Annotated in this window: 19 protein-coding genes and 1 pseudogene; 7 read left to right on the forward strand and 13 right to left on the reverse strand. The window is 52.7% G+C overall.

Going from position 1 to position 20,156, the window contains the following annotated elements:
• On the forward strand, window positions 1-1,403 hold a 1,403-nt coding region (locus QJQ48_RS09105), incomplete at its 5' end, for a COR domain-containing protein (protein WP_346290913.1).
• Between the two features lie 151 nt (window positions 1,404-1,554).
• Here the strand turns inward: QJQ48_RS09105 and QJQ48_RS09110 are convergent.
• The 4 genes from QJQ48_RS09110 to QJQ48_RS09125 all read right to left on the reverse strand — a co-directional run bounded on the left by QJQ48_RS09110 (window position 1,555) and on the right by QJQ48_RS09125 (window position 6,017).
• Window positions 1,555-2,805 (reverse strand): class I SAM-dependent methyltransferase, encoded by a 1,251-nt coding sequence (locus QJQ48_RS09110; protein WP_346290914.1) that lies wholly within the window; start codon window positions 2,803-2,805, stop codon window positions 1,555-1,557.
• A gap of 80 nt (window positions 2,806-2,885) precedes the next feature.
• On the reverse strand, window positions 2,886-3,740 hold the full coding sequence (gene purU / locus QJQ48_RS09115; protein WP_346290915.1) for a formyltetrahydrofolate deformylase: 855 nt from the start codon (window positions 3,738-3,740) through the stop codon (window positions 2,886-2,888).
• A 78-nt stretch (window positions 3,741-3,818) separates the two neighbouring features.
• The gene (locus QJQ48_RS09120) at window positions 3,819-4,901 is read right to left on the reverse strand and encodes a hypothetical protein (protein ID WP_346290916.1); all 1,083 of its coding nucleotides are present in this window, start codon (window positions 4,899-4,901) and stop codon (window positions 3,819-3,821) included.
• Window positions 4,902-5,099: 198 nt separating this feature from the next.
• Entirely contained in the window at window positions 5,100-6,017 is a 918-nt protein-coding gene (locus QJQ48_RS09125) for a LysR family transcriptional regulator (RefSeq protein WP_346290917.1), read from the reverse strand.
• 142 nt (window positions 6,018-6,159) lie between these two features.
• Between QJQ48_RS09125 and QJQ48_RS09130 the strand changes: the two genes are divergently transcribed.
• From QJQ48_RS09130 to QJQ48_RS09140, 3 genes are read left to right on the forward strand one after another with little or no spacing between them, the layout of a single operon-like run.
• Complete coding sequence (locus tag QJQ48_RS09130; protein WP_346290918.1) at window positions 6,160-6,864, forward strand: pirin family protein; 705 nt, start codon at window positions 6,160-6,162, stop codon at window positions 6,862-6,864.
• Between the two features lie 41 nt (window positions 6,865-6,905).
• Window positions 6,906-7,499 carry an NAD(P)H-dependent oxidoreductase gene (locus QJQ48_RS09135; protein ID WP_346290919.1) on the forward strand — a complete coding sequence of 198 codons (594 nt, stop codon included), beginning with the start codon at window positions 6,906-6,908 and terminating at the stop codon, window positions 7,497-7,499.
• A gap of 1 nt (window position 7,500) precedes the next feature.
• Window positions 7,501-8,142 (forward strand): antibiotic biosynthesis monooxygenase family protein, encoded by a 642-nt coding sequence (locus QJQ48_RS09140; protein ID WP_346290920.1) that lies wholly within the window; start codon window positions 7,501-7,503, stop codon window positions 8,140-8,142.
• Between the two features lie 18 nt (window positions 8,143-8,160).
• Here QJQ48_RS09140 and recJ read toward each other — a convergent pair whose 3' ends face one another.
• Both recJ and QJQ48_RS09150 read right to left on the reverse strand, forming a co-directional pair.
• Entirely contained in the window at window positions 8,161-11,241 is a 3,081-nt protein-coding gene (gene recJ / locus QJQ48_RS09145; protein WP_346291129.1) for a single-stranded-DNA-specific exonuclease RecJ, read from the reverse strand.
• 168 nt (window positions 11,242-11,409) lie between these two features.
• Window positions 11,410-11,829: a hypothetical protein gene (locus tag QJQ48_RS09150; protein ID WP_346290921.1), complete on the reverse strand. Its 420-nt coding sequence runs from the start codon at window positions 11,827-11,829 to the stop codon at window positions 11,410-11,412.
• A gap of 682 nt (window positions 11,830-12,511) precedes the next feature.
• Between QJQ48_RS09150 and QJQ48_RS09155 the strand changes: the two genes are divergently transcribed.
• Window positions 12,512-12,784, forward strand: a complete 273-nt coding sequence (locus QJQ48_RS09155) for a DUF2281 domain-containing protein (protein WP_346290922.1) — start codon at window positions 12,512-12,514, stop codon at window positions 12,782-12,784.
• Window positions 12,785-13,213: 429 nt separating this feature from the next.
• Here QJQ48_RS09155 and QJQ48_RS09160 read toward each other — a convergent pair whose 3' ends face one another.
• From QJQ48_RS09160 to tsaA, 5 genes and pseudogenes are all read right to left on the reverse strand, one after another.
• Complete coding sequence (locus QJQ48_RS09160; protein ID WP_346290923.1) at window positions 13,214-14,887, reverse strand: caspase, EACC1-associated type; 1,674 nt, start codon at window positions 14,885-14,887, stop codon at window positions 13,214-13,216.
• Window positions 14,887-15,288 carry a hypothetical protein gene (locus tag QJQ48_RS09165; protein WP_346290924.1) on the reverse strand — a complete coding sequence of 134 codons (402 nt, stop codon included), beginning with the start codon at window positions 15,286-15,288 and terminating at the stop codon, window positions 14,887-14,889. Before QJQ48_RS09165 ends, QJQ48_RS09160 begins: the two co-directional genes overlap by 1 nt.
• 270 nt (window positions 15,289-15,558) lie before the next feature.
• Window positions 15,559-15,735 (reverse strand): annotated as a pseudogene (locus QJQ48_RS09170) (PIN domain-containing protein); the annotation flags it as partial.
• The gene (locus QJQ48_RS09175) at window positions 15,732-15,977 is read right to left on the reverse strand and encodes a UPF0175 family protein (RefSeq protein WP_346290925.1); all 246 of its coding nucleotides are present in this window, start codon (window positions 15,975-15,977) and stop codon (window positions 15,732-15,734) included. The pseudogene QJQ48_RS09170 and the gene QJQ48_RS09175, both read right to left, overlap by 4 nt.
• Window positions 15,978-16,036: 59 nt before the next feature.
• Window positions 16,037-16,609, reverse strand: a complete 573-nt coding sequence (gene tsaA, locus QJQ48_RS09180; RefSeq protein ID WP_346290926.1) for a tRNA (N6-threonylcarbamoyladenosine(37)-N6)-methyltransferase TrmO — start codon at window positions 16,607-16,609, stop codon at window positions 16,037-16,039.
• Window positions 16,610-16,749: 140 nt separating this feature from the next.
• Between tsaA and QJQ48_RS09185 the strand changes: the two genes are divergently transcribed.
• On the forward strand, window positions 16,750-17,715 hold the full coding sequence (locus tag QJQ48_RS09185; RefSeq protein ID WP_346290927.1) for an aldo/keto reductase: 966 nt from the start codon (window positions 16,750-16,752) through the stop codon (window positions 17,713-17,715).
• Between the two features lie 63 nt (window positions 17,716-17,778).
• Here QJQ48_RS09185 and QJQ48_RS09190 read toward each other — a convergent pair whose 3' ends face one another.
• Window positions 17,779-18,879 (reverse strand): VWD domain-containing protein, encoded by a 1,101-nt coding sequence (locus QJQ48_RS09190; RefSeq protein WP_346290928.1) that lies wholly within the window; start codon window positions 18,877-18,879, stop codon window positions 17,779-17,781.
• 463 nt (window positions 18,880-19,342) lie between these two features.
• Here QJQ48_RS09190 and QJQ48_RS09195 point away from each other — a divergent pair, with 463 nt between their 5' ends.
• Window positions 19,343-19,630 (forward strand): hypothetical protein, encoded by a 288-nt coding sequence (locus QJQ48_RS09195; RefSeq protein ID WP_346290929.1) that lies wholly within the window; start codon window positions 19,343-19,345, stop codon window positions 19,628-19,630.
• Window positions 19,631-19,810: 180 nt separating this feature from the next.
• Here the strand turns inward: QJQ48_RS09195 and QJQ48_RS09200 are convergent, their stop codons facing one another.
• Window positions 19,811-20,062 (reverse strand): hypothetical protein, encoded by a 252-nt coding sequence (locus tag QJQ48_RS09200; protein WP_346290930.1) that lies wholly within the window; start codon window positions 20,060-20,062, stop codon window positions 19,811-19,813.
• Window positions 20,063-20,156: the final 94 nt, after the last annotated feature.

Here is a 20,156-nt window from a genome sequence, read left to right on the forward strand (position 1 = left end):
AGGCTCAAAACATCACCGATCGTCAAGACATCGACACTCTACTCGGCTACTTCCACGATTTGGGCGTTGTTCTCCACTTTGCCGACAATCCCCTCCTGCGCGATCGGGTGATTCTGAAGCCAGCCTGGGCCACCAACGCTGTCTACCGCATTTTCGACGACGACAGCATCAAAGCCAAAGCGGGCCGCTTCAGCCGTCAGGACTGCGCCGACATCTGGAACGATCCGCGCTATCACCACATGCACGATGTCCTAATCGAGCTGATGAAAAACTTTCGGCTGGTGTATGAAATTGGCAACACCGGCGAACTGGTCGCCCCCCAACTGCTACCCTTCAACACCCCCACCTACGACTGGGACGAAAGCCAAAATAGCCACATGCAGCTCCGCTACGACGCCTTTATGCCCAAGGGCATTTTCTGGCAGTTTGCCGTTACCCTGTATCGCTACATTTATAATCACGACTGGGTCTGGCGCAGCGGCATGGTGATCCGCCGGGGCCATACCTGGGCCGAAGTCAAAGAAGATTTAGATCAGCGCCTCATTTCTCTACGGTTTTCTGGGCCGAGCATTCCTGAGTTTCGGGCCGTCATCATTGATCAGCTAGACCAAATTAGCCAGTCTTACCATCAACTGCACTACGACAAAATGATTCCCTGTCAGTGCCATCAGTGTCAAAACAGCAACCCGCCCCACTTCTTCAAATACTCCCGCCTCAAGCAGCGCCAAGAAACGGGGAAAAAGTCCACCATCGAGTGCGAAATCAGCGAAGCAGATGTTCCTCTCCGCCTGTTGCTCGAAGGTTTTGCAGTCCGCGACATTGTTGAAAGACTGCCCGACCAAAAAGGTGACGAACCCGCTCCACCACCGCTGTCCGAACCAGACAACCCCGCCGCTCCCAAACCTCAACCCAAAATGAGAACTATCCAGATCTTTCTAGCGTCCTCCTCCGAGCTGAAAGCCGATCGCGAGCAGTTTGAGATTTTCATCAGCCGCAAGAACAAAGAATACATCAAAGACGGCCTCTTTCTAGAGCTGGTGATTTGGGAAGATTTCCTCAATGCTATGTCCAAGACGCGATCGCAGGACGAATACAACAAAGCGATCGCCAGCTGTGACGTGTTTGTACTCCTTGCCTACACAAAAGTTGGTCAGTATACCGAAGAAGAATTTCTCATCGCGTTGGAAACCTTTAAGGACAGCGATAAGCCCTTAATTTTTACCTACTTCAAAGATGCTGCCATCAACATGAGCAGCATCACACCTGAAATTATGACCCTGCTCAACTTCAAACAGACGCTCTCTGATATGGGCCATTTCTATCAAGACTATAAGGATGCCAGCGACCTCAAGCACCAGTTTGGCGAGCAACTGATCAAGCTGCTCCCCCGACTAACCGATTGATTGCCTTTGTTCATGCACTTACTGAGTAAGTAGGCAGCCATAATTTCATGTAGGCATGCGTTAGCGTCAGCGTAACGCATCGAAGCCTTACAGAACGGTGCGTTACGGCTTTGCCTAACAGCACCCTACGGCGTTGTTTACTTATGGCCATCTACTTGCTCACAGGCTGCAACGAACTTAGAGAGAAATTGAGCGCTTTGGGTAAACGCCACTGCTTATCTTTATAGAAAAGGAGTTGATATACGTGCAGGCTACCATCTCTAAAAGCCGCTTCAAACGACTGCAGGTAGAGATACCACATGCGCAAAAAGCGCTCGTCATAGGCAGGAGATAGAGCCGCGACGCGATCGCGGTTTTGGCTAAAGTTTTCGGCCCATTTTTTCAGCGTCTCGGCATAGTGGGGTTTCAGGTTCTCGCAGTGGGCCACCGATAGCTTCGCCGCTAGCATCTCCTGGGTTAGCTCATGCAGCTGCGGCGCGTAGCCGCCGGGGAAAATGTACTTATCTACCCAGGGGCCAATCCGCTCTGAACTTTCCGTCCCGATCGTGTGCAGCAGGCCTGTGCCGTGGGGCTTGAGCAGCTTTTTCGCCTGCTGCATAAAGGTGGCAAAACTGCCTTTACCCACATGCTCAAACATGCCAATACTGACAAATTTATCGTGCGGCTCTGCAAACTCGCGGTAGTCAGCGACGGCAATTTTAAGGCGATCACTCAGCCCTTTCGCCTCAATCCGCTCACGGGCTAGCTTAGCCTGCTCCTGGCTCAGCGTGAGTCCGGTACCGCTGATGCCGTAATGCTCCGCCGCGTACAGCAGCATACCGCCCCAACCGCAGCCAATATCTACCAGAGACTCTCCCGGCTGCAGCCCCAGCTTGCGGCAGATCAGCTCATATTTTTGCAACTGCATCTGTTCTAGCGAATCATCAGAACGAAGCTGATAACCACAGGAGTAGGTCAGCGTCGGATCTAAGAAACATTGGTAAAAGTCATTGCCCAGATCGTAGTGATGCTGCACGTTTTTGCGACTGTTTTGAATAGACGTGGGCAGCGTCAGCAAGCGCTGGGTAATCACCTTGAAAATCAGCGGCAGCGTTACATGCTGACTGGCTTTGGAATACACCCGGTTGCGATAGAGCAGGCTAATAAATTCAGCCACCCGATTATTTTCCTCATCCCACCAGCCGTCCATATAGGCTTCGCAAAAGCCCAGCGCTCCAAAGCTAATGAGGCGATCGTAGGTGCGGCGATCGCGAATAATCAGGTGCAGCGATTCGGCGGCAGCTTCGCCAAATTGAAAACTTTGACCTGCGGGATTAGTAACGGTCAGATGCCCTTGCTCAATCTGGCTTAAAAGCTGATATAAATAGCGTTCGCCGCTGGGTAAGTGGTTGAGAGACTGCATAGAAGTTTAGCTAGAGAGTTTGTGTAAATGCTCTTAGCTTAAGCCAAGAGGGTGAATCTGAAACTCCTATGCTTTGCGGCTCAGGCAAAGACCACGGTGCGATTGCCATAGACCAAGATTCGGTTTTGCAGGTGCAGGCGCACTGCCCGCGCCAGCACCATCCGCTCTAAATCCTTCCCTTTGCGGATCAGATCGCTAACTTCGTCGCGGTGACTAATATGCACCACGTCCTGCTCAATGATCGGGCCGGCGTCCAAATCGGAGGTGACATAGTGCGCTGTGGCACCAATAATTTTGACGCCGCGCTCGTAGGCGCGGTGATAAGGATTAGCGCCGACAAAAGCAGGCAAGAAGGAGTGATGGATATTGATGACGCTGGGAAACTGCTGAATAAATGCGGGGCTGAGGATCTGCATATACTTAGCCAGCACGACCAAATCAATGTCGTATTTTTGCAATAGCGCTAGCTGGGCAGCTTCTTGGGCCTGCTTAGTCTCTTGGGTGATGGGCAGGTAATGATAGTCAATGCCAAACTGTTCGGCGATCGCCCTCAGGTCTGGATGATTGCTAACAATTAGCGCAATTTCACCCAAAAATTCTCCAGCCTGTTGCCGCCAAAGTAGATCCAGCAGGCAGTGGTTTTGACGACTGACCCAAACGGCGATACGCGGTACCGCGTCTGAGAAGCGCAGCTCCCAGCTTGCCTTCAGCGGCTGGGCGATCGCGTTAAAAGCTGGCCCAATCAGATCGCGTGGCAGATTAAATCCCTCTAGCTGCCACTCAATCCGCGAAAGAAACAGTCCGGCAGCTTCGTCTCGATGCTGATCGGCATGGACGATATTGCCGCCGTTGGCGTAAATGAAGTTGGCAATTTTAGCCACCAGTCCTTGCTGATCCGGACAAGAAATCAGCAGCGTAGCAGTCGGAGAACCCATAAAGCTAATAAAAAGGGAAAAGCCTTTGATACTATCGCTTATAACAAGCAGCTTGCAAGCCGATTTGAAGATAAGCCCCTACTCGTAGATGCTACTGAGTCCAAACCCACCCAGAACTATTGCTACTATCAAGATTGTGAGAATCAAAGTCAGATTAGGATTGGAACTTGATTTTTGGGCTAACTGTTTACCTTTTGGCAGTAAACGATCTTTTTCCTGCTTCAGAGGAACCTCTTCTTCCTTTTGAGACTCCTGTAACTTTAAAGCTTCTTCCTCTTTTGATTTTTCTCTAACTCTTTCAGCTTCTGCATTTAGTGCGAATAAAATTTCATCAAACTTTTCTTTAAGTAGCTGCTGATCGACATCAATAATTCTGTCATCTCTTAGCTTTGTGCTGATCTGGCCTATAACTTTGAAAGTCTGCGGCTTTTTCCAATCAAGTTCTTGGCCTTTGTATTCAGAAGCTACTTCAAGCACTACTTTTTCAATCTTTTCTCTCTGTTCTTTGTCTTGTTTTTCTGCTGCTAGATCCCATGTATTCTGCTGCTCTAACGCTTCTTCATCGGTATAAGATTTAATCTTTGAAATTTCTTTTATAAAGGCAAGTGCTAGCTCGTCATGTCCGGAGATCTTACCTTTATCTTCGCCGATTGGCTTTCCGGTATCAATGTCATAAAATCGACGTCCAAATTTGCCCGGATTGTGATTGGTCACATGAAACTCGGACACCCATCGGTTGCTGACAAATTTAAATCCGTGCGGCTCAACAAAGTTCTTATCATCAGGAAAAATAGTAACGTGGAAATTAGGATCGCCTTGATGCCACTGGCCTGCGTTACCGCTTCCTAGTCCTTTGAGATCGCTACGCAGATATTTAGGCTGCAGAATATTGTCTTCACAAGTTTGAAGGGCTATAGGAGCCTGCGGTTGACTGGTTTCGTCTTGAGGAAAGACGGAAATTTTATTGGGATCAAATTGGCTGTGCCGAGTTGCTGCTGGCTTTGCTTGCCTCGTGGTCGTCTGAGAAGAAAATGGTCTAGATATTGAAGGGTCTACGGCTGCCTTACTCGAAGCCAAAGATTTTTGCTGAAGCTGATGCGATGCAGGTTGATAGATAGACGCTTGATTTCGCTGGTGAGACTTGATCTGGTCAGTAGCCATAAGCAACCTTGTGAAACAGAGTTAGCGAATCCCTCTGTCTAATCTAGCCTGAACTAAAGTATTTTTAATAGCCTTCAAGTTTCTTTCCTATTGCAACTGCTTTAGTTGAATCAGTTCTCTATAAGCACAAGAGTAAATCTTTTTTCAACTGATAAGTCAGAGAGTTGTCTGGTGTCAAACTCTTAGGCTGACTGTCTTTTACGATAGCGTAGCGTCATCCCAGTAAGGGCGATCGCCCAGCCGCGCTTTAAGAAACTCGGTTAAAAGCTGCACTTTAGTCGAAAGGTGGCGGTTTACCGGATATAGCACGTAGGCTGCAATTTCACGGGGAGAATAGTCAGTGAGTATCTGATGCAGCCTACCCTGCTGGAGGTCGCCGCCGACAATAAAGGTGGGCAGCAGCGCAATGCCCAGTCCCCTCAAAGCGGCTGCTCGCAAAACTTCGCCGTTGTTAGAACACAGGACGCCCTTGACGGTAACGGTGTGAGTTTCAGCGTCACGGGTGAGCGTCCACTGATTGCTGGTGGCAAAGTGGCCGTAGTGCAGACAAGAGTGATTTTTCAAATCGGCAGGCGTTTGGGGAATACCGTGCTGAGTGAGATAGCTGGGGGCGGCGCAGACAGCGCGGCGGGCCACTACTAGCTTATGCACAATTAGGCTAGCAGATTCGGGCGGCTGGGCAATACGCAGGGTAACGTCGAAGCCTTCTTCGACTGGGTCAATGAAGCGATCGCTCAGGGTCAGCTCAATATGGAGATCAGGGTATTGCTGCAAAAAATCTGTCAGGGCCGGGGCGAGGTGCAGCGTGCCAAAGGACATGGGCGCGTTGATGCGCAAGCGGCCTTTGGGTTCCTGCTGCATTTGCGAAACGGCCAGTTCTGCCTCTTTGAGATCGGCGAGGATGGCGATGCAGCGATCGTAAAAAGCCAGTCCCGTGGCGGTGGGGGTGACTTTGCGGGTGGTGCGGTGTAAGAGCTGTGCTTTGAGATTGTCTTCCAGGTTCATCACCAGCTTGTTAACTGCCGATCGCGATAGCCCGATCTCCCTTGCTGCCGCGGCGAAACCGCCGGCTTCTACCACCTGCACAAAAGCTCTAAGGCTTTCAAACTTGTCCATATACTTTAGCTGTCAGCGCCAACTGTAGCAAAATGAGCGACAATCTGTTTATTAGATTGCTTATTGTTATTTTATTTGATTCAATTCATAATGAAATTGTCTTCGATGGGCACTCCACATTACTTAACCCGGAGGTAAGACAATGATTAAAATTCGTCCCGCAGGCGATCGCGGCGCGGCTAACTTTGGCTGGCTCGACACCCGGCATACGTTTTCCTTTGCCAACTACTACGATCCGGCTCACATGGGCTTTGCGGCCCTGCGCGTCATCAACGAAGATAAGGTAGAACCCCGGCGCGGCTTTGGCACACACGGCCACCGCGATATGGAAATTGTGACTTACGTGTTAGAGGGTGCGCTGGAACACAAGGACAACATTGGCAATGGTTCTATAATCCGTCCCGGCGACGTGCAGCGGATGTCAGCGGGGACAGGAATTATGCACAGCGAGTTTAACCACTCCGACAGCGATCCGGTGCATCTGCTGCAAATCTGGATGCTGCCTGAGCAAAATGGCATCGACCCCAGCTATGAGCAAATTCACTTCGAGCCGGAAGAGATGCAGGGGCGGCTGCGACTAGTGGGTTCCCGCGATGGCCGTGATGGCTCGGTCACGATTCATCAGGACGTCAACCTCTATGCGGCTAAGCTGCAAGAAGCTGAAGCGGTAAACTACAGCTTCACGGGCGATCGCGCCGCTTGGCTACACGTCGCGCGGGGGGCAGTCAACCTCAACGGTTACGATCTGATGGCGGGAGATGGCGCAGCGATCGCTGATGTTGAAACGCTAACCATTCAAGGTCAGTCTGACGATGCCGAAGTGCTGCTATTTGACATGGCGGCCTAGTGTTTCTACGTTGACGTTACTAAGGTTGTTGAGGAACCACGATGAGTAAGCTATTTGTGATTTATCACAGTGGGTACGGTCACACCCAGCGGCAGGCGGAGGCTGTCTATGAGGGGGCGGCAGGGGTCGCCGGAATTGAGGCGGAAATTGTTACGGCTGAGGAGGCGATCGCCCGTTTGGACGATTTTGACGAAGCAGACGCGATGATTTTTGGCAGTCCGACTTACATGGGTAGCATGTCTGCCGATATGAAGCAGTTTTTGGAAGTAGCGGCGAAAAAGTGGTTTTCGCTGGCCTGGAAAGATAAGATTGCGGGCGCTTTCACCAATTCCAGCTCTTTTTCGGGCGACAAGCTAAATACCCTGGTAGGGCTGATGATCAATGCTATGCAACACGGCATGATCTATGTCGGAACGGCCATGATGCCTGCGGCATCCGATCCAGACTCGATGAACAGCGTCGAAGGACCGGGGCCGGAGGTGATGAACCGAGTGGGGTCTTTTGCTGGGGCAATGGCAACCAGCTTTCAGGTTGATCCGCCGGGAGCGCCTCCCCAGGGCGATCTAGATATGGCGAAGGCATACGGTCAGCGGGTAGCGGAAATTACGCTGCAGTTTGTGCGAGGACGCCAGTAAGATGCCAACTCTTTCTCTAGATAATCAGGCGATCGCCGTCATTTCTCTTTACCCGGTTTTAGCGGCGCAGCAGTCGCTGGTAATCGACACCCTGCGCGAGGCGGTGAGCGATTATCAGCAGGCGCCTGGCTATGTTTCAACCAGCTTGCATAAAAGCCTCGATGGGGTGAAGGTGGCCGAGTATGCCCAGTGGCAGTCTCAGGCGGATTTTGAGCACTTTATGCTGAGCGGAGCCGGACAAATGCTGACAGGCAAGCTGGCAGCAGTCTCAGAACCGGATCAGCATGTCTACGAAATTGTGGTGTCTGAGTCTAGAGTCGGCCCTCCAGCTATACGGGCCGGGGAATATATTGTTCACTTTGCCGAATTCCGCATGGTGCCAGACAACCAGCCCCGCATGGTGGCGCTAGCCAAAGAGCATGTTGGCCCAGCCATGCAGTTTGACGGCCTGATTTCAGCCAATTTTCACCGCAGCTTAGACGGTCTACGGGTGATTAATTACGGTCAGTGGCGCGATCGCGACACCATTGAAGAACTGCGTAAGCAGCCGGGCTTCAGTTCAGAACAGCCTTACTGGGAAGGGTTGGCGGAAAACCAGTATCACCTCTACGAAGTGGTTTTCACCGATCCGGCAGAATCGTGAGGTTGTGAGTTGAGGCAATCAGGCCGCGTAAATGAGCTGAAACAGTCCTGGCTTGTCTTCTGCGCCGAGTACCAAACCCTGCAGTAGGTCGTAGTGCCACTGATGCAGGTAGCTTTCAGCATGGGCCGCTAGGTTGCGCAGCTTGGCAACCTGATCGATGTGGGCGGCGGCAGCGGCGGGCTGCTCCTGTAGCCATTCACTCATGGGGTGATCCCACTGGTTCAGAAACTGCTGCAGGCGATCGCGATCGGTACCGCTCATGGGAGAACTGGCCGTACCTTTGCCATATAAAGCGGCTTCAGACACCTGGGACGAACTTTTGAGAGCTGCACTTTTGAGCGATCGCCACTGATCTGCCAGCAGCGAGGGCAGCGTCCCTAAGGTATGTTTCTTTTGCGGCCTCAACAGTAAACCGCCAATTTCTGGCCCACCTTCCGTCAGCAAAAACTCGTACAAATCGCTAAAAAAGGGCTGAATCACCTCTCGCTCTACGGCAAAGCTGAGCCGCAGTCCCGCTTCAGAATAGTCGGCTGGGCCTGTGGCGCTTTTTTCAGCGTGTAAGAGAGCTTGATGCTTATAGGCTACATAGAGATCTTTTTGACTCTTAGGCTGCAGGCAAAACCAAACCGTATCCCCCACAGCAGAGCGCACTTCCTGCCGCAGCGCTTTGGGATCCAGCGGCATCGACCCCTGACCAAGCTGAGACTGCAGCTTAGCAATGTGAGCCTCTTGGTCTTGAATGGCGGCTTCCTGCTGCTGTAGTTCTCCCTGCAGGGACTGAAACTGTTGCTGCTGTTCGGTGGAGAGCTGGCTAATCTTCTCTTCTAGCAAAGAGATCTGAGAGGTCAGCGTTTCAATCTGGCTGTTTTTATCCGTGAGCAGTTCATCCTTTTCCAGCAGGAGCTGAGTCTTTTGCTTCACTTCCAGGGCACTGAGTCCGGCCCGTACCAGATTAAAGTAGTGAGGCTCAGATAAATCGACGGGCTGCGGTGGCTGACTGGGCGCTGCTAAAAAGCCCTGTCTTTCAGGGAGCTGCACAATCAGTAAGTGACCATCGGGGTTGTGAATAGTCAGTTCCCGCGATCGCCCGGAGGTGATAATGCGGCTGGTGTAGCGGCGCTTGCTGTAGTAAAACTCGGCGGTGGTTTGGGCAGGGGCAGGAGATGGGGGAGGTGAGGGGGATGAGGCAGATGAGGGAGATGGGGCAGGTGAGGGGGATGAGGGAGAGAAGTGGGAGAGCTGACTGTGAGCAGGGGCAAGTGGGGTAGAAGGCTGGCTGTCGTCAGCCTCAAGCGGTAATGACCCGCCGTCGATCGGAGATGGTACGGGGGGAACGGGCAGCTTTTGGCGGTTGGGCAGGCGGACGCCGATAAGTTCAAGTTCAACGGTGCGATCGCCTTTCCATTCGTTCAGCTTGAGCTTGTAAGCAATGTCGAGGCGGTTGGGCAAGGGTAGGTAGTCGCCCCAGCGCCAAGCGATCGCCTTGATGGTGGCAGCCAGTGAGCCGCCGCCGTGAGCTTCTTGCCCAACGGTGAGCTTTAGGTGGGCGCGGCTGCGACCTACGGTTTGCTGCTCTAGCACCCGTACATTGGGTGTCCAAAACACGGGGTCAGGGTTTTGAATGCCGCAGGGATGGATCTGGTCGATTTGCTGGTAGAGAGCAAGGGTGACTTGAGCCAGATTGGCCTGAACGTCTGCAACCACTAACGGTTTTAGGTGTTCAATCTCAAGCTGCTGGCAGGCAAAGTTGCTGAGGCGCGACCTGACCTGACGTAAGTTCTTGGTCGGAAAAGAGAAGCCGCCAGCCGCCTTATGACCACCGTATTTGTGCATTAGGTCGTGGCAGCTCTGCAGGGCTTCAAAGACGTTGAATTCTGGAATGCCACGGGCCGAACCGCGAATTTCTTTTTGCGCTTCGTCTTCATAGGTGCAGATAAAAACCGGGACGCCGTAGCGCTCCACCAGCCGCGAGGCGACAATGCCAATGACGCCGTGATGCCATTCCGGCTGCACGATTACCAGCACCCGCTCTTCCTGCAAATTCAGCTTGCCTTCGGCCTGCTGCGCCTCACACCAGGCGATCGCTTGTTCTTCAATTAGCTCACAAAGGCGCTGCCGTAGCTGGTTGGCCTCTTCGCACTGCATGGCCCGCTGCAGGGCAATGCCGACATCGTCAGTGGTGAGCATATCAATAACGATTTGCGGATCGGCAATTCGCCCCACCGCATTAATCCGGGGTCCCAGCCGAAAACCAATCGCCTCTGGCTTCAGCCCCCCTTTTTGGTCACCTAGTCCCGCCACCTGAATTAGCGCTTGAATGCCAGGAATGCGCGATCGCGGCAGCAGCTTTAGCCCTCGCCGCACCCAGCGCCGGTTTACTCCCGTCAGCGGCGCTAGGTCGGCAATCGTCCCTAGGGTGAACAGCTCCAGCAGGGGCACTGTCAGATCCTGGGTTTTACCTAAGCACTGGGCTAGACAAATCGCCAAGATGTAGGCCACGCCTACGCCCGCCACACCCCAGTAGGGAGAGGTTTGCGGCAGCAGTTTAGGGTTCAAGATGGCGTTGGCGCAGGGCAGCTCCGGCGGCAGGTCGTGGTGATCGGTGATGATGACGGCTATGCCCAGTTCGCGGGCGCGGGCAACCGGGGCGTGAGCGGCAATACCGTTATCCACCGTCAAAATTAGCCCGACCCCTTCAGCGTGAAAGTCTTCCACAATGCGGGTATTGATGCCATAGCCTTCCTGCATCCGACTGGGAATGGCATAGTTGGCATTGGCACCCAAAAAACGCAGTGCCCGCATCAGCAGGGCGGTACTGGTCATACCGTCGGCATCATAGTCACCGCAGATGGCAATCTTTTGGTGCTGCTGAATTGCGGTGACTAGCAGTTCCAGACTGAGGGGCAGATCGGTAAATTCCTCAATCGGATCGGGCAGGTTCTGCAGCTCTGGGTTGATGAATTCGGCAGCGGCCTCTGCGGTATCAATCCCCCGGTTGAGCAATACCTGGGTCAATAGCGGCGAAAGCTGAGTGGCGCGGGCTAGAGACTGAGCGGCCTCAGGCTGCGGTGGCAAGATCTGCCAGCGCTGCTGGGGCATCTGAGATGACTGGACAGCAGGCGATCGCTCCGCCGCAGGTAGCGACTCGGCGGCGACCTGATTTTCAGTTTCTCCAGCAGAGAGATCCAAAATAAAACTTGTGGTTACTAGATCGCTTGAACTACATCATAGGGCGGATTGCCAAAATCGAGAAGCGGCTGCGGTGCCTTAGTAAATCATCACTCTGCCGTCGTTGAACACGTACACGGAGCGATCGCTGGGTTCAAACGGAAAGGGAAAAATCTCAATCCTTAAAGTGTTGCGCTCCGGGCGAGAAAGAGACGTGCGCAGTGGCTGATCGTTGCTGTTCCAAAAAACAACGGACACATTGTTAAGAGTGCCGTCCTTAAAATCGAAGTCAACTGACTGAGTTGGACGTAGCCGATAGGGTGAAACTCTGACCACCTGCTCAATTTCAACTAGAGCGGGTGAGCGATTGATCACCTGTACCTTAATTGGCTCGCCTACCGGAAACTGAATCTGATCGGAGCGGCAGTTTTCCGTACAGTTCTGAGCGATCGCAGGCCGATACCCCGCAGCCAGCCACAGCACCGAGGCCGTTAGCGCCGCAGAAAACACCTTATACATAGCGCCTCCGCGTGATTTTCTAGCATTTTTGGAGGGAGCGAAAACCCTCAGTCCACAACACTCCAACCTCAGCCTATCCGTCAACACTAAGCTGACAGACAAATTGGTTGATAGCTGCTATAGCGTAGCGGTTTAAGTGCCTGTTAGCAACGCGAATTTATACCCAAGCTGACCTAAAAATTGTCAAAAAAAACTGCCCTGATCAAATCGAGGACAGAGAGAGGAGAGACTGAAATGATGCAGGTGAAGCCCAATCGCTTTACCTATGTAAATAAATGTAACAGTAATCTTAAAAAACGTCAAATGAGCTTGACACGGCTCTTGGCATCAGCTCATCCTCGGCTTTCAGCAGACCATTAGCCTGCTGGCCTTTCTTGACTGCTTGAAGGCGATCGCGCTGCAAGCCTGTTTGGGTGGAGTCGATTAGTATTGACGTATGGTGTGTTACGTACAGCCCAGCGCATCACCTGTAAAAGCTTTGATGTGTCGCTTTGCGTAATGCACCCTATGCAATTCACTGTAGAAATTCTTTCTTATCCTCTTGAAGGCGATCGCTTTGATTCCGTTAGCCTATAGGTTGGATAGAGCGCCAGCGGAACCTAACGCAGACACTTGTCGCTGCCGAGTGAAAATTCTTAGTAAAATTCAGCACACGAACCGATAAAAAATTGGATGAACTTTCATGATGACGACTGAAGAATTACTGATTAAACAATGGCGTAATTTACCTTTAGATAAACAGCAGGAAGTCTTGGATTTTGTTGAATTTCTCTGCCAGCGTCAGCCTGCCGCTGAATCAGTATCTTCTGAAGTCTCTCCAGTATCTTTGGGCGATCGCCTCAAACAGCTACGGCAACACGTTGTAGATTCTGGTGTCCCTTTACTAAATGAAGCAGAACTTGAAGCTGAAGTTGCTGATCGACGCGGTGGGATTGAGTGCCTGTCGGTTGAGTAGATCGCCAGCGAAACCCAACGCGGAAACTTATCAGGTATTGCTGATTTTGGGTATGAATTAAGGCGTGAGCAAGATGCTCACACTATCCCACCTGGTGGTAAAGACGAGAAGTGTGAGCGTCTCGCTCACGACCGTCAAACACCCAATTTATCTCTAGATTCAGCAACGTCACCAATCACGGCTGGGCGAAAATTACGCAAGGCGGGCATTGCTCGCCCTACCCCTATGGGAAGACTGGCAGCTACCCGCAAGCGAAATTCAGGATGTTGCCAAAAGATTTGTGTTGGCGAATTGTTTTAATCCAGACGTGGCCGTTACGCAATTTGCAGACACAACGTAATGCTCGGTGCCAGGTAACAGATTCTCGAAATGCTTAATTTTCTGTATTGAGAAGCTCTGAAACAAAACTTTCAGATCGGTCTGAAGTAATTATTTGCTGGAGTTTACAAGTCTCGATGCGAGAAGAGAGAAAGACCAAAAACTCATGAAACACACAAATGAACCAAACCAAACCTCAAAACCCAAAACGGGTAAATGACCCTCTTTAGCTGAGGTATTAAAAGTAACGTTGGAGTAAGAAACATGCAAGCGGTTCATTCTCCAGCCGACGCGATCGCAAAACTCTTTCCAAATTTTATCATCTGGATATTCGCCGTCTAGATTGCCTCCGCAATCCACATAGATTTTCTTCTGGACGCTGAAGCCAAACTTTCCCTTGCTATAGTGCGTCCACAGGCAATCGATCGTCTTAAGGTCTTGACAGGGAAACGCTAACAAATCGTCCTTCTCAACATCCAACCACCCATCCTTGCCCATCGCCTTGAGCATCTGGTCTGCCGCTTCCTGGTCTGCCGCTTTCCAGTCCTGAGCCTTCAGCAGATCACGTAGTTTGCTGTAGTCAATGTCCTTTTCTGACTTCAGCGAAATTTCTTCAGGTGCCTGCGATGACGTTTCAGTTACCTGTTTTGCTGCAGGTTCCGCCTGTTTAAGTGCTTGAGCAACGTCTGGTTCTTGTTTTTTAGAGTCTGATGTGAGGTGAATCTGATAAATCTTCAGTACCGGCGCAATATCCTCATCCCGCAGCTTCAGCACCCGCTGAAAATATTGCAAATCATCCACGCTGCTCTCGCTGAGCTGCGGATCATATTCCAGCGTTTCCTTCACCGCTTGCTCAAACTCGTCTAGCTTTTCCCAGAAGATGTCATAGGGCTGCAAGACCTCCTGAATGATTTTCTCGGCTTCTTGAGCCGATAAGCCTAACTCGTGCGAACGAAACCGAAAGGCTCGCTCGTCAATTGGCGAAAACCTACCCCGCTTCAGCTTCGCTCGCTCGTTCACCGCCTTACGAAAAACCAGCTTCGGATCGCCCTGAGGCGCACGAGCCAGCAAAATCTTATAGCCCTCCCGCACCGCGTAGATTTCTGGCTGCATTGTCGGGGCGGCTTCCTGCAACTTTTCTCGCGCATACTCATGCAGCTCATCCACCGTCACCTGCCCGTCCTCATTGCGATCCGCCGCCCCCGTTTTCAGCCCCTCTACCAGGTAGTGCGTGTAAATGCTCGCCCCCTCTTTCTCATAGGACACCTGCGTCGCCGTTGAAGAGGTCAGCACCGCCCGCCCCTCAGCTCCAAGCTGCGCCTTGACATCGATCTCCTCATCCGACTTGGCCCGCATGTCATTGGCAAACGCGCCGCTAAAGCAGCAGTCCAGAATTAGCACCTGCCGCTTAGAACGGCTCTGGCTCATATAGTGCTGCAGCGCCACTGAGCTAACGGCGGTACTGGTGAGAATGCGACCTTGAGCGTTTTTCTCCGTGATGCAGTTGGCAAAATAGAGCAGGCCGCTCTCATCGCGCACCCCATGCCCGGAAAAGTAGAGCAAAATCAGGTCATCGCGGCTGCGGTTCTCGCTGAACAGTCCCTCAATCGCCCGCTCCATCTGGGTACGATTGGGATTTGACAACAGCTCCACCGCGTCAAAGCCGCCAATGTCAGGACTTTCCAATACCCGCTGCATCGCCTGAATGTCTGCCTGCGTGCCGGGTAAGTTCGTCAATCCCTCTCCGTATTCACTCACCCCAATCAGCAGCGCAATCTTCGCCATCAGTCCTTGCGGGTCTCGCTTTTTACCACTCTAACCGTCAGGTGCGAAATAGTCTCTAGGGCCTGAAGCTGCTGCTCTAGCTGCTCCGGTGTGCGATACTCCAGCCTCACATCGCCATACTCAAGACTCAGCGTCGCCCCTGCAATCCGATTTCGCAGCCATGTCAGCACCGCCAGGATATTTTTTAGATTCACCTCGGCCTTGAGAATGCCCAGGTCGAATCCGGCGTTGCCTGACTTAGCCCCTTCCGGCACCTCCGCTGCGCGGGCTAGTCCCGCTTCTTCCACCAGTCCATCTTCTAGATCCGCCGCCAACCGCCTGGAATAGGCTTCCAATTCTTCCGGCTCCAAGTCAAGCTCAGCCTCGTTCAGGTCGATAAAGAGATTAACGGTGTTAGCCATCGTCCGTAGCGCTTGAAGCAAAAGTTACTCAAATTCTATCTCTAGATAAAAGTTGCATAACGGTAGATGCAGGCCCGGTAGGGTGCTGTTAGCGAAGCGTAACGCACCGGATACAAGAGTTTCAGCCCTTTAAAGATTTGCACTGTTTTAGACGTGTCAGTCTAGTAGGGGGCTGTGTAGCCCGAAGGACATCAAAGAAAAGACGGAGCCGTAACGCACCGTTCTGCAAGGCTTTGATGCGTTACGCTAGCGCTAACGCATCCTACACAACTGAATCCAAGCTAAAGTTTGAACTTCAACTGCACCAGGAACTTCTTTCCCGGCAGCTACCATTTCGGCATAGACTGCAACAGGAATAATGATGGTTTTGTAAAGCTGCCTAAGTAAGTCTAACTGATTGATAGCTGCAAGATTGGTAATAGGCGAGGTATCGCTGATAACAATCACAACAGATCCATTGACTGTAGCGTTCTGATATCCGACTCAAAATCATCAACACCGTAGTTGAGACACAATCCTCTTTTTGCCAGTTCATGCTGAAACTCAAGCACCGTTAACCCAGTCCAAGTACGAACCTTGCCACTGCTAATTTTTTCTTGTCCATACAGCATAATGGCAATTTCAAGCTTGAGTTCATCCTCGGTCATTTTAGCGGCCTGGAGGATATCATCTGGGACTACAACACTCATGGGCTTCACCGCAGGATAGGAACTGTTCTATTTCAAGAATAGGCGATGCTGGAAAAACTTCAGCTCACCCCCGGATGGCCCTCCGAGCCAAACACATCCACCTCATGTACCTGCACCTGCTCCATCTCGCTCACATAGCCGCAGTGGGCCTCTGGAAAGGCATCGCAGTAAGCCACATAGGGCTTGATATCCAGCACCGGTGTCTGATCCAGCAGGTCAATGCCTTCGACAGACAGCATTAAACCGTCTACTTTTAACAGCTTGGGTGCGCTCAGGCCAATCGGATTCGGGCGATGGGGGGCGCGGGTGGCTAGGGTGCCCCGCCGGACACGGGGGCCACGGGGCGGCATGACGGTGGGGTTCCAGTGGTGGTTGAGGTGCAGCCAGGAAATCACCCAGATGCGCTCGAATCCGGCCAGATCGTTGAGGGCGATCGCGGGCAGGACATCGGCAAATAGCTCAATTTGGGCGATCGCGGGCTGATAGTCCCCTGGGGCTGACTGCAACGCTGCCTGTCGGGGGGTGCCGTGGCGCTCGGTGTAGGGAGAATGCACCACCCCGATAGGACGCAGCGTGATTTGATCGGGAAACGACACCGACTGGATATAGTCTTTGGGCGGTAGCTTGGGCATGAGGTTGCAGTGGACGGGGCTTTATTACTGAGATTTTAAGCTGGCACACAGCCCCGCATTTGAGGGCATGGCGGGTCATGACTGCCGCAAACAGCAAGTGCGCTAGGTTAAAGCTAGCAGCACTTAGCGGGGACAGACTTATGCAGCAGCGAACTTTGGGCAACTCGGATGTCCAGATTACACCGATCATTATGGGTACCTGGCAGGCCGGGAAAAAAGGCTGGGTGGGGGTGGAAGATCAGGCGGTGATTGACGCCATGAAGGCGGCTTTGGAGGCAGGCGTTACCACATTTGATACGGCTGAGGTCTATGGCGATGGCTACTCGGAGCAGCTTGTGGGTCAGGCGCTAGCTGGCCAGCGCGATCGCGTGGTGATTGCTACTAAGGTATTTGCTAATCACCTCAAGTTTGATCAGGTAATTGAGGCTTGCGAGCGATCGCTGCAAAATCTGCAAACCGACTATATCGATCTTTACCAGATTCACTGGCCTGCCGGGGCGTTTAATAGCGAAGTGGTGCCTGTAGCTGAAACCTTGCGGGCGATGAATCAGCTCAAAGAGCAGGGCAAAATCCGGGCGATTGGCGTCTCTAACTTTTCTAGAGAGCAGCTAGCCGAGGCGATGGAATACGCTCAGATTGATAGCCTGCAGCCCCCTTATTCTCTGTTTTGGCGGCAGGTAGAGCAGGATGCCATGCCTCTGTGCATTGAGCAGAATATTTCCATCATTGCCTATTCGGCCCTGGCTCAGGGGTTGCTGACGGGTAAGTTTGGCCCGGACCATACCTTTGAAGAAGGAGATATTCGGGCTAAGAATAAGCTGTTTCAGCCACCGCTTTACCAAAAGGCGCAGCAGGCGTTAGATCAGCTCCGCCCGATCGCCGAGAAATACGAAACCAGCTTGGGTAATTTAGCGATCGCCTGGCTAATTGCCCAGCCCCACTCTAACGCCATTGTGGGGGCACGCAATGCACAGCAGGCGGTGGAGAATGCCAAGGCGGGTAGCTTAGCGATCGCCCAGGCAGATTTAAAGCAAATGGATCAAATTAGTCGCTTAGTCACCGATCACTTGGACGCAGATCCGGTGATGTGGCAGTTTGCGGCATAGAGTGGGCTGCTGCCTGCTGAACGAAAAGTGTAGGGCGGGCAGCAGCCCACCCTACAGGGGAATTTAGAACGGGAAGCGCGGAATTGGCAGGGCGTCGCGGATTTCGTCGATGGCCCGATCGCGCAGCTCTTGCACTACGGCGTTGCCGATCGCATTCAGCGCCGCATTGGCAAAGCTGTTGTTGCCTGTTGCTGCCACGTCGAAGACGCAGCCGTCTAGCAGTGCCTCGTCTACGCCTGCATCGCGGCAGGTATTGAGGGCTGACTCAATTCGGGCAGGGGCAACGCCGGTGAGGCTGAAAAACTGACTGGGAAAGCTGCGATCGCTAAAACTGACCGTAGACTCACCAGGGGCATAGTCAAACAGGGATTCGGTCTGGGTGATGCGCCAGCTATCGCCAAAGCGACGGTAGAGATCGCTGAAGTAGGCGTCTTCGACCTGCCGCACCGGAATGACAGCAGGCAGAACGCTGTCTAGGGCACGGGTGGCGACGCTATAGGTGGAGCGACCGGGCAGGACGCTGCCGTCGCGGCTCATCAGGTCGTCGTTGGCGTTGCCGTTGTAGTTGCCCAATAGGCCAATCATCGTATTGCGCCGATCGCGGCTGATAGTCGGCATGATGTTCATGAAGCGATCGCCGCCGATATTAATAAAGTGCACGAGCACCTGATCGCCGCTGGGCCAAATCACCGCATAGTCTGAACGGCCCACTTCCTGCACTTCGCCGCCGTTGGGTAGGGCTTCTGCATCCCGAATGCGAGTGCGATCGCCGTCAATCCAAACGGTTTCCCGATCGCCTTCTGGGTCTTCTACATAGATGGCAACCCGGTGGCCGCAGACGTTCATCGCCACGGCGGTATTGAGCGACAGGTTGTTGCGATCGCCGACGCGCCCCTGACGGGCCTGCACTTCAAAGCTGCCATCGCGGGATTTGCTGAGGATATATTCGCCGATGGTTTGAAAGCTGTAGTGGAAGCCGTCATAGGTTTGGATGTGGGGGTCGCCGTAGCTGCGGCCCTGCACAGGGTTCTCTAGCGGGTCAGCAGCAGCGCAGAAAGCCCCGGTGGTGTTTTGGGCGGGAGCGGGGGTGATGGCAAAGGCCAGGGTGGTGAAGAGTCCGGCCAAGAATAGCCCCAACCCGCGAACGATTTTCATCTGTGGCATAAAGACATGCACTCTCACGCGAACTTCTCTAGCAGTTTCACCCGCGATCGCCCAAATTCCGCGAATTTTGCATTTTTTTCGGGCGATCGCGGAACTGTGTAAAGCTTTTGGCTAGATCGATCGCTACAGGGAACAACTGTTACGTCCTACATAAACTGTTGTTAAACAGCGATCGATATATGTCCATCAACCCCCCGCGCTTTCTAGTTTCTGCTTGCTTGTCGGGGCCAGATACGGTAGATTCTTGACTTATAGCTGTGTGTGCGCAGCTTGACGTTCACCCAAAAATTTGGTCGAACGGTGCCGGAAGTTGTAACCAGCAACATTCCGACACCTGACCCCTTCGACAGGTCCAAGCTGTCTCGGAGGCTGACGCTATTATTGCGCAGGCCGTCCCGAACTGCTATGTCTTGGGTCGGCCTTATTTTTGGGCTTCCTTACCCCATTCAGGAGGAATCCCAAAATGCTGTTTTATATCCCCCCGAATCTCCCGGATTTGACTAATCTGGGAGACACAGAACCCGTACGCCTCAATATTCCCCGCGCCCAACCGGAGCGGGAGCGCCTGCGCCATTTGATCATGGGGTCGGCAGACGGAGTGCGATCGGCCATTAATACGCTGCATCTGCTGCACTATGCGGATCAGGGCCAGTGGAGTCCAATCTTGACAATTCCAGCCTCTGGTATTCTGCTGACGCCAGAGCAGGGAGAAGTGTTCAGCTATCTGCTGCGCTATCGATCGCTGAGCTAGGTTGAGACTTCTAGGGACTGTTTTTTGCTTTAAAGGCGAAGTCATTTCGTTAACACCGGGCAAAAACGGTCCCTACATGGCCTAAACCATACCCAGAGCTGCTTCAAAAGCCTGCAGCAGTGATTCCTCCGTTTCCTGCGGCCAGCGTACCTTCATATCCTGTATGAACAACAATCGTCCTTACAAAATGGCTGAAAGCTGCTCAATTAGATCATCTAGCCGTTCTTCGCAAAACTGCTCCGCCGCTTCCAGCGCCATGCCTCGCTCCCGTACATACGTCTCGAAGGCGTTGTAAATCATGGCGATCGCCGTTTCTTTCTCCTCCGGTCCCAGCGCCCAGCGCAGTTCAAGGCAGCCGCGAATCATCAGATTGACCAAGTGGTTTTCCCGGTGCAGATCGGCTATGAGCTGGTCAGCGAGATTAAAGGACATAGGCAGACAAGTGGGGGGTTGGCCTAGTGTGATCATAACCTGGGTTGTTTGTTCGTATTGGCTGAGACAGAGGAGCTAAGTCAGCCCTGGGAGT

Source organism: Sphaerothrix gracilis Ecp01 (genome assembly GCF_030405905.1).
Classification (GTDB): domain Bacteria; phylum Cyanobacteriota; class Cyanobacteriia; order Phormidesmidales; family Phormidesmidaceae; genus Sphaerothrix; species Sphaerothrix gracilis.